This window comes from Flavobacterium labens (genome assembly GCF_048286755.1).
Lineage (GTDB): Bacteria > Bacteroidota > Bacteroidia > Flavobacteriales > Flavobacteriaceae > Flavobacterium.
Genome location: NZ_JBLVPL010000004.1, coordinates 165,493 through 179,249, shown reverse-complemented (window position 1 = coordinate 179,249; position 13,757 = coordinate 165,493). Strand labels below are relative to the sequence as shown.

14 protein-coding genes are annotated in these 13,757 nt (G+C 30.9%); 2 read left to right on the top strand and 12 right to left on the bottom strand.

Annotated elements, in window-relative coordinates:
• Positions 1–55: 55 nt before the first annotated feature.
• From ACNQF8_RS11110 to ACNQF8_RS11075, 8 genes are all read right to left on the bottom strand, one after another.
• The gene (locus tag ACNQF8_RS11110; RefSeq protein WP_315207822.1) at positions 56–1,408 is read right to left on the bottom strand and encodes a DEAD/DEAH box helicase; all 1,353 of its coding nucleotides are present in this window, start codon (positions 1,406–1,408) and stop codon (positions 56–58) included.
• 91 nt (positions 1,409–1,499) lie between these two features.
• On the bottom strand, positions 1,500–2,765 hold the full coding sequence (locus ACNQF8_RS11105; protein ID WP_417953518.1) for a YaiO family outer membrane beta-barrel protein: 1,266 nt from the start codon (positions 2,763–2,765) through the stop codon (positions 1,500–1,502).
• Entirely contained in the window at positions 2,762–4,825 is a 2,064-nt protein-coding gene (locus ACNQF8_RS11100) for a sulfatase-like hydrolase/transferase (protein ID WP_417953519.1), read from the bottom strand. The genes ACNQF8_RS11105 and ACNQF8_RS11100 overlap by 4 nt, the downstream gene beginning before the upstream one ends.
• Before the next feature lie 393 nt (positions 4,826–5,218).
• Entirely contained in the window at positions 5,219–6,628 is a 1,410-nt protein-coding gene (locus tag ACNQF8_RS11095; RefSeq protein ID WP_417950146.1) for a glycosyltransferase family 2 protein, read from the bottom strand.
• Positions 6,629–6,649: 21 nt separating this feature from the next.
• Positions 6,650–7,756 carry a HEAT repeat domain-containing protein gene (locus tag ACNQF8_RS11090; RefSeq protein WP_417950144.1) on the bottom strand — a complete coding sequence of 369 codons (1,107 nt, stop codon included), beginning with the start codon at positions 7,754–7,756 and terminating at the stop codon, positions 6,650–6,652.
• Positions 7,757–7,778: 22 nt separating this feature from the next.
• Positions 7,779–8,147: a response regulator transcription factor gene (locus ACNQF8_RS11085; RefSeq protein WP_315207832.1), complete on the bottom strand. Its 369-nt coding sequence runs from the start codon at positions 8,145–8,147 to the stop codon at positions 7,779–7,781.
• Between the two features lie 349 nt (positions 8,148–8,496).
• Complete coding sequence (locus ACNQF8_RS11080; protein WP_417953520.1) at positions 8,497–9,261, bottom strand: TIGR02757 family protein; 765 nt, start codon at positions 9,259–9,261, stop codon at positions 8,497–8,499.
• A 73-nt stretch (positions 9,262–9,334) separates the two neighbouring features.
• The gene (locus ACNQF8_RS11075; RefSeq protein WP_417950138.1) at positions 9,335–9,997 is read right to left on the bottom strand and encodes an ABC transporter ATP-binding protein; all 663 of its coding nucleotides are present in this window, start codon (positions 9,995–9,997) and stop codon (positions 9,335–9,337) included.
• A gap of 245 nt (positions 9,998–10,242) precedes the next feature.
• Between ACNQF8_RS11075 and msrA the strand changes: the two genes are divergently transcribed.
• The gene (gene msrA / locus ACNQF8_RS11070; protein ID WP_417953586.1) at positions 10,243–10,791 is read left to right on the top strand and encodes a peptide-methionine (S)-S-oxide reductase MsrA; all 549 of its coding nucleotides are present in this window, start codon (positions 10,243–10,245) and stop codon (positions 10,789–10,791) included.
• 41 nt (positions 10,792–10,832) lie between these two features.
• Positions 10,833–11,132, top strand: coding sequence for a hypothetical protein (locus tag ACNQF8_RS11065; protein WP_315207837.1), 300 nt, complete (start codon positions 10,833–10,835; stop codon positions 11,130–11,132).
• Positions 11,133–11,146: 14 nt separating this feature from the next.
• Here ACNQF8_RS11065 and ACNQF8_RS11060 read toward each other — a convergent pair whose 3' ends face one another.
• From ACNQF8_RS11060 to ACNQF8_RS11045, 4 genes are all read right to left on the bottom strand, one after another.
• Positions 11,147–11,449 carry a DUF6787 family protein gene (locus tag ACNQF8_RS11060; RefSeq protein ID WP_417953521.1) on the bottom strand — a complete coding sequence of 101 codons (303 nt, stop codon included), beginning with the start codon at positions 11,447–11,449 and terminating at the stop codon, positions 11,147–11,149.
• A 32-nt stretch (positions 11,450–11,481) separates the two neighbouring features.
• Entirely contained in the window at positions 11,482–11,916 is a 435-nt protein-coding gene (locus tag ACNQF8_RS11055) for a DUF6146 family protein (RefSeq protein WP_417950134.1), read from the bottom strand.
• Between the two features lie 112 nt (positions 11,917–12,028).
• Complete coding sequence (locus ACNQF8_RS11050) at positions 12,029–12,592, bottom strand: DUF937 domain-containing protein (protein WP_417950131.1); 564 nt, start codon at positions 12,590–12,592, stop codon at positions 12,029–12,031.
• A gap of 96 nt (positions 12,593–12,688) precedes the next feature.
• Positions 12,689–13,639: a D-2-hydroxyacid dehydrogenase gene (locus ACNQF8_RS11045; protein ID WP_417950130.1), complete on the bottom strand. Its 951-nt coding sequence runs from the start codon at positions 13,637–13,639 to the stop codon at positions 12,689–12,691.
• Positions 13,640–13,757: the final 118 nt, after the last annotated feature.

The window sequence follows — 13,757 nt, the reverse complement described above, 5'->3', positions numbered from 1 at the left end:
TACAGTTCAAGAAAAAAGGCTAAAAATGATTGTCATTTTTAGCCTTTTTTTAGTATTATTTATTCTTGTCTTTTCTCTTTTTGTCTCTGGTTTTTAGCATATTTCTATTTACAGAACCGTGCGTTTTTTTCTTGGTTACACCAGGTCCGCCCAAATTGACTTTCTTATTCTTTTTGCTTTTTTCTTGAAAAGCACCATCTCCTGCCAGTTTCTGTTTTTTCATCATAAACTTAATCGGTTGTCTGTCTTTTTCAGGTTCGATTAATTTTGAAGAAACTTCAACGGTTTCCGGAAAAGGTTCGATTGCTAATTCCATATTCATTAGCACTTCTATTTCCACTTTAGATTCTTCTTCACGAGGAGCGATAAGACTTATTGCGGTTCCTGTAGCATCTGCACGTCCAGTTCTACCAATTCTGTGCATGTATAGTTCTGGCATTTCCGGCATTTCGAAATTGATGACATGGGTGATATTGGAAATATCTAAACCTCTTGCCATAATATCTGTGGTAATCAATCCACGCAGATTTCCTTCTTGAAAAGAAGCCATAGTACTCAAACGATAATTTTGTGATTTATTCGAGTGAATTACTCCAAACTGACCTTCAAAATCTTCTTCGATACGTTCGTGAACCATATCTGAAATCTTCTTATTATTAACAAATACCAGCACACGACTCATGTCTTCGTTGTTTTGTAATAAGTGTTTCAGAAGATTTATTTTGGTATTAAAATTGGGAACATTATAGGTGATTTGTTGGATGTTTTCCAATGGAGTTCCTGATGCCGAAAGCGTAACCTCTTCCGGATAATCAAAATAATCATTCAAAATAGCATCTACTTCATCCGTCATAGTTGCGGAAAATAGTATGTTTTGACGTTTTTTTGGCATCATAGCCAAAATAGCCGTTAATTGGGTGCGGAAACCTAAATTAAGCATTTCGTCAAACTCATCGATTACCAATTTTTGCATTTCTTCAAAACGAATCACATTGTCCAGCGTTAAATCCATGATTCTTCCTGGAGTTCCCACTAGGATGTCGCAACCTTGATAAACGGTTGTTTTTTGGGTATTGATGTTGACACCACCAAAAATACCAACTGTACGAACTGACATGTATTTTGTCAATTTTTCTACTTCTTCCACCACTTGAACTACAAGTTCACGTGTAGGAACCAGAATTACTATTTTAGGAGTATGTCCCGGAGTAAATTTGTATAATTTTAATAAAGGCAATAAATAGGCAAATGTTTTACCTGTACCAGTTTGTGCAATTCCCATCATATCTCTTCCAGACATAATCACAGAAAAAGTTTTTTCCTGGATGGGAGTTGGAGAAGTAAATCCTAAATCATCTATTGCTTTTTGCACAGATTTAGGGAGATTGAATTGTTCGAAAGTACTCATTTGCTTAAATTTTGTGCAAAGATAGTCTTTTTGAAAGTAAAACTGTAAAATCGACTATATTCAAGAAAAGAGGACTTTGTTTTGTGCTATTTTACTTGAATTTTAACTCCCATGACAAAGCAACTGAATAAATCCAAAAGTAATTTCCTTGGTCAAATATTATTTCTTGGTGTGAAACTCCAAATTGGGTTCCCCAAGCATTTTGTTTATTTGAGGAAGTAAAATAATATCCAAGATTGATTCTTTGGGATTTTAAGTCGACGAATTTTGCCGCATCTTCATTGATGTTGAACTGATTAATTTCGGGAGAAAAACCCACACTAAGCGATACTCCTAAATAATTATCTGCATCACTTCGGTATTTTCGATAGGTAAAAGTTCCGGATTTACTCGTTCCAGTTTCTCCAGGAGTTATGTAAGGTCGAAAAGACATGTAACTATTTCCTGTGTACCAACCCAAAGAACCGGTATATATGTTTGTTGTAGTACTGTATTTCAAACTTCGCAAACCTAAGGAAACTTCGAAGCTTTTAGGTAAAGATTTGTATAATTCCAAGCCGTATCTCACATCAGGAAATAGAAAAGAATTTGACAGGCCAATATTTACATAAGCATAAAGACCTTTTGCAATTTTAGGGTATAAATCAACTTCATATTGCAATCCATTTTCATTAAATCTCCTATTTAAATTTACTCTTCCTATAATGCTTCCATATTTAGTTTGTCGCCTGTACATTATCGCATAATATTGCATTGGATCAAAAACATCTGAATAAATATCTACTGATGAAGTTATTCCTATTGCATTTTGACTTAAAGAATTATTCAAACTGATTTTATAATCTTTTGCTTTTTGGTCGTTAGGATTCTGAGTCAATATTGATTCAATAGTATTTAATGCCTCTAATGGATTATTTGTTTTTTCTTGTGCACTGGCCTTTAAATATAATATTTCAGGATCATTAGGGAAATTTTTTAAAGCCTCAGTTGTCATTTCTAAAGCAGGATAAGGCATATCATCCCATAATTCATTTTTAATTGCTGCTTCCCAAATGCTTTTATCCTTTTTTTCTTTGTCAAAAATATAAGTAAACTCTTTTCTGGCTTTTTTATATTCGCCATCCCAAGAATAGGTTGTTGCTAAAAAAGAACGGATTTCATGGTAATTAGGATATTTAGTCAAAATAGACAACAAGGTATCCTGTGCTTGTTTTCGTTGATTACTGAAGGCAAGAGTACGAGCAGTTTCAAATGAAGTATCTGGATTTCCATTGTATTTTTCTTCTTGCCCATACATTTGAAAAATCATTGTAAAGCAAAGTACAAAGGTTAGTTTAACTATTTTTTTTGGAATCATTTTGCAAAGGTTTTTTTAATTGTAAATAACTCTTTTTCTTTTGGATGTTTTTTTATAACACTGTCAATGATTCTATTTGCCATTATGGAATTATTTGTTCGGAAATAGGCTTGCGCTAATTTTACACCTAGTTCAGTTACTTCGACTTTATTTTTTAATCCTTTTTTTCCAGTAGTAATTCCCTTTTCATTTTGATTTGACCACCAATACATATCCATTAAAGCAAGATAACTATCATTATAATAAGGTGTTCTTTTTATTACTTCAAGAAATTCTATTTCTGCTTTTTGATAATTTTTATCCCAAGCTAAAGTTCTTCCTTTTAATGTTCTAACATCAGCATAATTTGGAAATTCATTTAAAATGTAATTACATAACAGTCTTGCTTTATCTCGTTCTTTGTTAAAAGCTAATTCTCTAGCAAGAAAAAATATTTGATCATAAGTCTTCCCATTAGTTAGTTTTTTTATAGTAACTAGATCTGCTTTAGTAAATGCAAATGCAGGCTTGGTATAAATATTAATAGCGTTTGGAATGATTTTATTTTTTTGAGTCAAGTATGCATTAAGCTTTTTGGCCTCATTTAAAGTATCAGTTATTGCTTTAAGTATTTCAGCATCATTTACTTTTGCAATATCAAAGTTTTCATTTATTTTAAATAAATCTCCGTTAGATAATAAATAATCTTTATAAATCATTTCATTAATACTTCCTTTATTTTGCATTATAGGAATAGTATGGATATTTCTAAATTTTCTTACAGTATCTAAACCTGTACTCATCCATGCTGTTTTCTCCATTTTATTCATTTTGTAATTATTCATTAAAAAAGAAACTAAACTGGGTGTTATATCCCAATGGGATGAAACAGATTTAAATGTTTGTGGTTTTTTTAATAATGGACTATAAATATATAATGGCACATGAAAGCGACATAATTTATCTTTTTGAGCAATAGGAATTAGTCTATGATCACCAGTAATTACAAATATAGTATTCTTGTAATCGGGTCTTTTAGAGTAAGATTCCATGAAGTTTTTAATAGAGTTATCAGTGTATAATAGACTAGCAAATATGTCTTTATATGTTTTTACCTCAGATTTTGTTACCTCAAGAGTTCTATTTGAATTAATTATATCATCAACTTTTTTTAAATACTCTTTTTTCTCAGGAAAATCAAATGGTTCATGATTGGTCAGTGTCATGATAACATCTAATCTTGGAAGTTTTTTTGAATCTAATTCAGATAATGTTTTTTTGAAAATTTCACCATCAGGATATCCCCAAGAAAAGCCTCCGGAATTTTCTTTGGTCTTAACATAACCAGGTCCAAATTTATTAATATCTATAACATTATCTATTCCGTTATATTCTAAGAAATTTATTTTTCTATCAAAACTAGATTCATCACCACAATAAAATGAAGTAGTATATTCATTAGCTTTTAAAATACTCACTAGTGAAATATTAGAAGGCAATGGGTTCATCTCTAAAAAACCTTTTTCTCCGTAAGGCAAAGAGCCTAATATGGATGGTAATGCACCAAAAGTTCTACCTGCATTGCTAACAAAGTTTTCCCAATAAAGCGATTTTGGAATTAATGAATCTAGGTAAGGTGTGAATCCTCTGTAGGCATTTTTACCAATAAATTCATCACCTAATCCTTCGACAACAATCATTACAATATTTGGTTTTTCCTCATGTATTTCAAAAAATGGGGCTAAAACATCAGGAGAAGATGAAAATGGCTGGAGCAGAGGGTATTCTTTTTTATAAAATAAATCATCGGCATTAAATGCATTTTTATCATTTTGAAAACGAAAAATATCGCTTACAAAGAAGGATAGTTTGTTTTGATAAGATGAATCTGACACGTCGGGCAATCCAAATTTTATTGCACCTAAAATTAGTATTGAAATTCCTGAAATAATATAAGCGATTTTTGGATTTCCATAATTTACAAAAAGGTTATTAATTCCTAAATAAAGAAGTGGGAAAATAACAAAAGGAATGAAATATAAGTAGGATAATGACTCAGATGCAGTTACAGTTGTATACATGTCACTGTAGGAATATCCTAAAATATCTGCACCTAGATTTACAAGAGTGGTAAGGTTGTATTTAACTAATGCAAATTGACCAATGATTACTAATGAAAATATGATTTTTATTGCAACGACGCTCCATGGTTTTCTAATCAAATAAAAAATGATATAGATTGGAAAAAACAATAATCCAATTAATACTCCTATAACCAATTCATTAATTAATTTATAGAAGAGTGTTGCAGTTACATTTGGGATGTTTATACCGTTAGTTATCTTTGTATATATTTCAAAAACACTAATGAAACCAAAAGCAATTACTAAGGAAATTGTTAAATAAATATACGGGTAACAATTATTTAAAAAGGACTTAATCTTCATATTTTATTCTTCTGTTTTTTGAGCAATTTAATCATTTGTCATTCCTTTTCTAGTCATTTCTCCCCATTTTATTTTTTTGTTAAAATAGTAGTCAAAATTACCTTTTATTGCAGCATACAAAATAAAGGGATGATTTGTAAAAGGTTCTAAAAAAGCTGTAGTTATCAATTTTAAGCCCATCCCTTTTTTCTTATATTGATGGTAAGTAAGCTCTTCGGATATGATAGTTATAATCGAAAAGAATACAATAAATAAATAAGAAAGGACAATAAATGCAATGGCATAATCCCATTTAACGTTATGATTTATTAATAGAAATGAAAAATAAAACAAACCCAATACTTCAATCACAGGAGCTAGTCTTTCATATATTAACCAATATGGAAAACTAATTGTTCCTAATGCATTGTATTTACGATTAAAACCAATTTCACGATGTTTTTTTAATGTTTCTATAGTTCCGCGTGTCCATCTATTTCTTTGTGAAATAAATATTTTATAATTATCAGGAGCTTCAGTCCAACAAAGAGGATCTGGGATATAAGCCACTTTGTATTTTATTTTTTTCTCCTCCATATGTCTTCTCATTCTTACAATGATTTCCATATCTTCTCCAACAGTTTTAGTATCATAACCTCCAACTTCAATGGCTATTTTTTTATCGAATAATCCAAAGGCGCCCGAAATAACTAATAAACCATTCAATTTACTCCAAGCCATTCGACCTAATAAAAAGGCTCTTAGATATTCTAAAATTTGTCCCCTTACAATTAAGTTTTTTGGCAAGTTGACATCTAATAATTTACCATCTTTGATAACACATGAATTTGCAATACGAATAACTCCGCCTGCTGCAATCACTTTTTTGTCAGTAGATTCTAAAAAAGGTTTAATCATTTTTTGTAAAGATTCTTCTAGTAATAAGCAATCTACATCTATACAAGCTACATATTTATTTGGACTTATGTTTAATCCGGTATTTAATGCATCAGCCTTACCTCCATTTTCCTTATCTACCACAATTAATTTTTCAAAAGCGGGGTTTGTGGATTTAAATACTCCTTTTCTAAGAGGTTTTGTTGGGATTTGATTGTTAATAAGATGATCGACTTTAACTAAGTCATAGGCTTTAATAAGTTTTTCAAGGCTATCATCTTTACTCCCATCATTAATTATTATTACATCGTAGTTTACATAGTGATTTGATAATAATGAACGTACGTTTTCTACAATGTTTAGCGTTTCATTATATGCTGGGGCAATAATAGATATAGAAGGTGAAATAGAGGAAGACAAAATTTCTTTGTAATTAACAAAACTATTTTTTTTCATATAATCAATTGTCTCAACTGCTGAAATTGCTGCTAATATAATATACGAAAGTATTGCACTAAGGGCAAAACCAAAAAAAAGGTATTGAATTAAATCTATTATCATTGAGGTAGTTTTTTAGAATAATTAACTAGCTTTAATTAAATTGGCACTTTGAGATAACTCTTTATTTGTTGTGATGATTTTAATTACATTAGAATCATCAACATTAATAATATTCAATATTTTCATTGCTGATACTTTTATTTCAAAGTTTTCATGATTAATGTATTTTGAAATGAATGTAAAATCATTTGCATCATGCATGTTTTCCATCATTTTAAAGAATGCAATTTGTTCTTCAATACTGCGTTGTTCAAAATCATTTTTCAAAACAGTTACAGCTTCAAAGTCTCCCATGTTAGAAAGCACATCGATTGCATCGATACGTATGGTTTGATCAGCATGATGTAAAAGTGAAATAATTTCTTCTTTGGCTCCAAACTGATTGTATATTTTAGCTAGTTTTAATGCAAATAGTACAACAGTATTGTTTTCTGATTCTAACCAATCCGTTATATCAGGTATTTTTTGATCTTCAAAATTTTGAAGGATTTCTAGAAGTTGTATTTGGTCCCATTCTGATAATGGAGTTTTTAATACATTTAAAAAATCAAGACCATCAAAATGAAATAATTTTACTAAATACATTTGAATCTCTTTTCGTACTTCTTTCTTTTGGTGATTGATTAAAAGAATTACATCATCATGTACTTCTTTAATTCCAAATTGAGTTAGCTCTTTAATCGCTTTTGCAACTACATTCCATTTTTTATCTTTCAATTTTGAAGAAGCATAATTAATGAGTCCCGTTTGGTAATAAAGATTTTGAATAGCAAGAGCCATTTCACCTGAAATTTCATTTCGTAATTTTAATAAAGTTGAGATAATCAATTTTCTTTTTAGTGAATCTTTTGAACTTTTTTTTAAATAATCAACGATTGTTTGTTGTTCTACACTTATCTCATCCTCTTCATTGCCAGAATACAAGTATTCTATTAAATCCGATTCGTATTTTTTTTGATATACCTTTTCAATTCTTTCTTTAGTTCTTAAGCGATTTCTTAAATATTTTAAATAAAGAGATAAACTTATTATTATAATGATAAATAGAGTACTCAAAGCCCATGACAATTTTATAATTGTAGGGGCGTATTCGAGATAATCAAAAATATATTGAAATATATTTACCATGTTTTTTTTATCGTTATTTTTTTTATCGTAATAATCTTTTTATTCGAATGCTTAATTCGTTAGGACTAAATGGTTTACTCATAAAATCAGTTGCGCCTAAATTAAATGCTTTAAGAACCATTTCTTCTTGGCCTGCTGACGAAAACACTATTATTGGTGTAGCAAGCTCTAATTTGTTTCTTGCATGACTTATTACTTCTAATCCACTTACAAACGGCATCATTATATCAGTGAGAATAAGATCTGGATTGTTTTCCTCAATTAATTCTATTGCTTGTTTTCCGTCAATAGCTATAAGAAGTTCATATCCTTCTTTTTCTAACCTAAATTTTAGCAGTAATGAAAGGACTGAATTATCTTCGGCCAAAACTATTTTCTTTTTGTTCCTCATTTGACTTATGCGTTTGAATTAAATTAATAATTCAGATTTTAAATTCTAAAAATCATTGGTTAATAGTATTATTCAATTATCGCTTTTAACTTTAATTTATTAAGTGTTTTTAGTAACCAAATATAATACTATTTATTTTTAAAATACTCGATTAAGTGCAAAAAAAACGGGTAAAGTGTTAAAACGTAAGTTAAGTATTGCAATTTTTGATAAAATTTAAATGAAATTTGCGCTTAAATTTTTTATAAAAAGAGTGTTCTATAAAAAATAAAAGGTCTTTTTGAATCAAATTTCACTTTTATAAAAATTGAAATAATCGATTTTCGATGAGATAAATTTTGAAATAAATTTAAAATTTTTCGAAAATACCCAATCCAAATAAAGCAAAATCATATTTAACGGGATCAATTGGGTCAAATTCGCGAAGTTTTAAATCTAATTCAGCTAATGCTTTGCCATCATTTTGTTTTCTGGTCAGCAATCCTAATTTTCGGGCTACGTTACCAGAATGCACATCTAAAGGACAGGATAGAGATGCTGGAGAAATACTTTTCCATATCCCTAAATCGACACCTTTAGTATCTTGGCGGACCATCCATCGTAAATACATGTTGATTCGCTTGGCTGCAGAATTGTTCAGAGGGTCTGAAATGTGTTTTTGTGTTCTAAATTGATGGGGAATTTCGAAGAATGTCTTTTTGAATTCCGAGATGCTGTTTTGCATGGTTTTTAACTCTTGGTTTTTAGCATATACGGATTCTAATCCATTATGGTTTTCATAGATGTTTTTTAGGCTTCTAATAAAACTTGCAAAATCCTGTCCGTTAAAAGTTCTATGAACAAAAGTTTCTAGTCGTTCCAAATCATTTTCGGAATGTGACATGACAAAATCATAAGGTGCATTTCCCATTAAATCCATCATTTTATGGGAATTTTTGATAATCATTTTGCGATTTCCCCAAGCAATGGTTGCACTGAGAAAACCAGCAATTTCGATATCTTCTTTTTGTGAAAATAAATGCGGAATTTGGACTGGGTCACTTTCGATGAAGTCGAGTGTATTATATTGTACCACTTTCTCGTCGAGGAAAGATTTGAGTTCTGAAGAATTCATTTTTATTTAAAGTTTAATGTTTAAAGTGGTTCGTCGTTTCAAATGAACTTTAAACCTGAAACTTTAAACTTTTTTAGTTGCTAATCATTCCGTCAACCATTACTAATTTTCTGTCGGCCATATTCGCTAAATCTTCATTATGTGTTACAATCACGAAAGTTTGTCCAAACTCATCACGCAATTTAAAGAATAATTGATGTAAGTTTTCTGCTGAAGCAGTATCGAGATTTCCCGAAGGTTCATCGGCAAAAATGATGGCTGGTTTATTAATCAGCGCTCTTGCGACAGCCACACGTTGTTGTTCTCCGCCGGAGAGTTCATTGGGTTTATGATTCATTCTATGGGAAAGTCCAAGATAAGTCAGCAGTTTTTTTGCTTCAATCTCAGTTTCCGGTTTTGATTTATTGGCAATGAAAGCGGGAATGCAAACATTCTCTAATGCTGTAAATTCAGGTAATAATTGATGAAATTGAAAAATAAAACCTAAATTTAGATTTCTGAATTTAGATAAGGTTTTGTCATTCATAGTTAGAATGTCTTCATTATTGATGCGCAATTCAATTCCGTTTTCAACTGTCGGCTTGTCTAAAGTTCCAAGGATTTGCAAAAGAGTTGTTTTTCCGGCTCCTGAAGCACCAACGATAGAGACAATTTCTCCTTTTTGAATATGTAAATCGACTCCTTTCAATACATGTAGTTGATCGTAATATTTATGTAGATTTTTGGCTTGTATCATTTTGAAACTGTTTTGACAAAGAAACAAAGATTTTAATGATTATTAAATGCATCCCAATATATTTTGCTTTGACAAAAGATAAACTTTAGTTAATATCGAATAATCAGTTCGTTTTAATGGATAAATTTGATTCTAAATCTAGAAGGATGAAAAAAATAATTGGTATTTTTCTGGCACTATTGCCTTTTTCATTTTGTGCAAAAGAAAAGAGTAGTATGGTGCCAAAAAGTAAAGAAACAAAAAATATGGAAATACAAAACGGATTGGAAGTTGCAACCTTAGCAGGAGGTTGTTTTTGGTGTACAGAAGCAGTTTTCTTAGAACTGGATGGAGTAAAAAAAGTTGTTTCAGGATATATTGGAGGTGCTACTGTAAACCCAACGTATAAGGATATTTGCAATGGAGACACGGGTCATGCGGAAGCTGTTGAAATTACTTTTGATCCTAAAGAAGTAAGTTTTGGAGAACTATTGGAAATATTTTTTGCTACACACGATCCTACTACATTGAATCGTCAGGGAAATGATATTGGTACACAATATAGAAGTGAAATTTTTTACCATAATCCTATTCAAAAACAACTTTCTGAAGATTATATCGCTTTGATGACTAGCGAGAATACATTTGGGAAACCAATAGTAACTAAGATTTCTGCAGCGTCTAAATTATATGAAGCCGAAGATTATCATCAAAACTATTACAATCAAAACAAAACACAAGGATATTGCAGTTATGTTATTACTCCAAAAATTGAAAAGCTCAAAAAAGTGTATCAAGACAAATTGAAAAAATAATTGGCATTAGATTTGTACATTTCCTGATAAATTGAAATAGTATGACAGAGCAAGTGCCCGTTAGTGTAGAAAACAATAAAACAAGGAATCTTATATTAGGAATTTTGTTTGATGCAATAGGATTAGTATCGTTTACAGTTCCATTAGTTGGCGAGTTTTCAGATGTGATTTGGGCGCCATTAGCCGGATTTTTAATGACTTGGATGTATAAAGGAACCATAGGACGAGTAGGAGGTGTGGTTACTTTTCTGGAAGAGATTTTACCTTTTTCGGATTTTATACCAACATTTACATTGACCTGGATTTATAAGTATTGGATTAAAAACAAAAACGCCTCGTAATTGAGGCGTTTTTGTTATTCTGTAAAAAGAAATCCTAATCCCATGCGTTTTAGCATCTTTTTTTCGAATGCCCAAAAGAATTTGAACTGTCCAAAAAGAAAACCGATTAGTACTAAAAGTACTTGGTATATTGGAAAAATTAAAATTAATCGAACAGGTGTAAACCAATAGCCTAAGTCTTCTTTTGTAATTCCCAACCAAAAACAAAATGGTTTTGACAACCATGCCGAAGCCGAACCGGTAATCGCAAAAACGATAAATATGATGATGAGTTGGAAATTAGTTTCAATTCCCCAACGTTGTTTTAGTTTATTCATTTTTATTTATAATGATTACAAATATAGTAACATTATCTGATGGGGACTAAACCAAAAAGTTTTTGTTTGTAGGTGTTTTGAAAATAAATCATGTAATTGTAGATCAAATAATTTACTTCGTAGCCATAATCAATATTTGAATCATAATTGATAGACATTTCATATAAATTTGGATCAAATCGCATAGGCTGTAAAACGCGGCTATTCCACTCGCTGATGTAAAATTGATTTTTATTCTCTAAAAAGCTTTGAGAATGATATCCTCTTGGGTACGCTCTTGAATTAAGCCACATACTAAAACCGGGATCAATAATAATAACTTCATATTCTAGATCGTCATTGGCAATTCTTACAGTATCGCCTTGATTTGTAATAGGCTTTTCAGAACTTGGAAAATTAGACTTTGAAGTGTTGCAACTAAAAATAGAAACTAGAATAATTGCTAATAGATAAACACTATTTTTCATAAAAAATAAATTGAATATTAAATTTACAAAAATTAAATGATTTGTTAATAGCGTTTTAACATAAAAAATCACCTACAATGAGTAGATAATTTTTTATAAATATTTATTTTTATTATTTCCCAAAGAGCTTACCGAGTATACTTCCAATTCCGCCACCCTTTTTTGATACAGCGGACATCGCATCACTGATATCTACTTTGCCATCTGCATTTTGGTCTAAACCAAATTGACCTCCATATTTAGATATAGCATCCATTATGCCGGAATTCTGAGCACTATTACCAGAAATAGCTGCTATCACATCTGAAATTTGAAAGCTACTGTCATTAGGATCTTTCGCTTTATTGACTAACGATCCTAAAATTTGAGGAATTAAACTTCCTGCAACATCAGAAGCAGTTTCACTATTGATGCCAAATTTTTCACCTAAGGTCCCCGTAAGTTGTTCGGTGAGTTGTTGTACTACAGGATTTGAGCTGTTTTGTGCATTGTTTCCTTGAAACAAACCTGCAAGTTGATCTGCTCCGCCTTCTGCAACTATTTTTTGTAATCCTGAAAAAATAGAACTACTGGCCTCGGTCATAATGGCTTCATTATGTTCGTTAGGAACGGCTTGGTTCTTGACAACTGACTCTACTCCAAACTGTTGTGCTAATTGTGTTAATTGTTCAAACATGGAAAGTATTTTTAGATTAGAAATCAAATTTAATAAAAAAAGGGATTTATTAAACATAAGTTAATAAATCCCTTTTTATTTATTTAGTCTAAAATACTAGCCTAATATGCTAATAATTTGTGAAGCTAATTCAGTACCAATTCTGTCTTGAGCTTCTCCAGTTGCAGCCCCAATATGAGGAGTCAACGATATTTTATGATTCATCAAAATAGTCATTTCTGGAGTTGGTTCGTTTTCAAAAACGTCTAATCCTGCGAATAATACTTTTCCGCTGTCTAGTGCTTTTACTAATGCTACTTCGTCAATAACTCCACCACGAGCACAGTTTACAATACCTACACCATCTTTCATGATTGCTAATTCTTTTTCTCCAATGATGTAACCATCTTGTGCAGGAACGTGTAATGTGATGAAATCAGCTTCTTTGAATAAAGATTCCAGTGATTGAGAAACGACAGTAGTTGTGATAGATTGCCCGTCAAAAAACTCAACTTTAATGTCAACTTGCGGGATAAAACTATCGGCAGCAATTACTTTCATTCCTAAACCTAATGCCATTTTAGCAGTAGCCTGACCAATACGGCCAATTCCTACTACACCAAGAGTTTTCCCTCTTAATTCAATTCCGTTTGCATAAGCTTTTTTCAAGCCTTCAAAGTTTGTATCTCCTTCAAGAGGCATATTTCTATTAGAATCGTGTAAAAAGCGAACACCAGAAAATAAGTGTGCGAACACCAATTCTGCCACTGATTCTGATGAAGAAGCTGGAGTGTTTATTACGTGAATTCCTTTGCTTTTAGCATAATCCACATCAATATTATCCATTCCTACACCACCACGACCTATAATCTTTAATCCTGGGCAAGCGTCAATGATATCTTTACGTACTTTAGTCGCACTTCTTACCAAAACTACACTTACATTATTTTCGTTTACAAAATTAGCTACTTGTTCCTGAGCTACTTTTGTAGTTATAACTTCAAATCCACCTTTTTCTAAAGCTAGAATTCCACTTTTAGAAATTCCATCGTTGGCTAATACCTTCATTTTTTTTATATTTTAAGATTGTAAAATTTAAAGATTTAAAGATTCAATCTGGTTTGTTTAATGTAGCGATTGATTAAAAATTCATTTTTCAAATCTTTAAATCATTCAATGTTTTAAT

Excerpts from the sequence above, each read along its gene's own strand:
- ACNQF8_RS11110 (WP_315207822.1), bottom strand. The coding sequence starts at position 1,408 with ATGAGTACTTTCGAACAATTCAATCTCCCTAAATCTGTGCAAAAAGCA.
- ACNQF8_RS11105 (WP_417953518.1), bottom strand. The coding sequence starts at position 2,765 with ATGATTCCAAAAAAAATAGTTAAACTAACCTTTGTACTTTGCTTTACA.
- ACNQF8_RS11100 (WP_417953519.1), bottom strand. The coding sequence starts at position 4,825 with ATGTATACAACTGTAACTGCATCTGAGTCATTATCCTACTTATATTTC.
- ACNQF8_RS11095 (WP_417950146.1), bottom strand. The coding sequence starts at position 6,628 with ATGATAATAGATTTAATTCAATACCTTTTTTTTGGTTTTGCCCTTAGT.
- ACNQF8_RS11090 (WP_417950144.1), bottom strand. The coding sequence starts at position 7,756 with ATGGTAAATATATTTCAATATATTTTTGATTATCTCGAATACGCCCCT.
- ACNQF8_RS11085 (WP_315207832.1), bottom strand. The coding sequence starts at position 8,147 with ATGAGGAACAAAAAGAAAATAGTTTTGGCCGAAGATAATTCAGTCCTT.
- ACNQF8_RS11080 (WP_417953520.1), bottom strand. The coding sequence starts at position 9,261 with ATGAATTCTTCAGAACTCAAATCTTTCCTCGACGAGAAAGTGGTACAA.
- ACNQF8_RS11075 (WP_417950138.1), bottom strand. The coding sequence starts at position 9,997 with ATGATACAAGCCAAAAATCTACATAAATATTACGATCAACTACATGTA.
- msrA (WP_417953586.1), top strand. The coding sequence starts at position 10,243 with ATGGAAATACAAAACGGATTGGAAGTTGCAACCTTAGCAGGAGGTTGT.
- ACNQF8_RS11065 (WP_315207837.1), top strand. The coding sequence starts at position 10,833 with ATGACAGAGCAAGTGCCCGTTAGTGTAGAAAACAATAAAACAAGGAAT.
- ACNQF8_RS11060 (WP_417953521.1), bottom strand. The coding sequence starts at position 11,449 with ATGAATAAACTAAAACAACGTTGGGGAATTGAAACTAATTTCCAACTC.
- ACNQF8_RS11055 (WP_417950134.1), bottom strand. The coding sequence starts at position 11,916 with ATGAAAAATAGTGTTTATCTATTAGCAATTATTCTAGTTTCTATTTTT.
- ACNQF8_RS11050 (WP_417950131.1), bottom strand. The coding sequence starts at position 12,592 with ATGTTTGAACAATTAACACAATTAGCACAACAGTTTGGAGTAGAGTCA.
- ACNQF8_RS11045 (WP_417950130.1), bottom strand. The coding sequence starts at position 13,639 with ATGAAGGTATTAGCCAACGATGGAATTTCTAAAAGTGGAATTCTAGCT.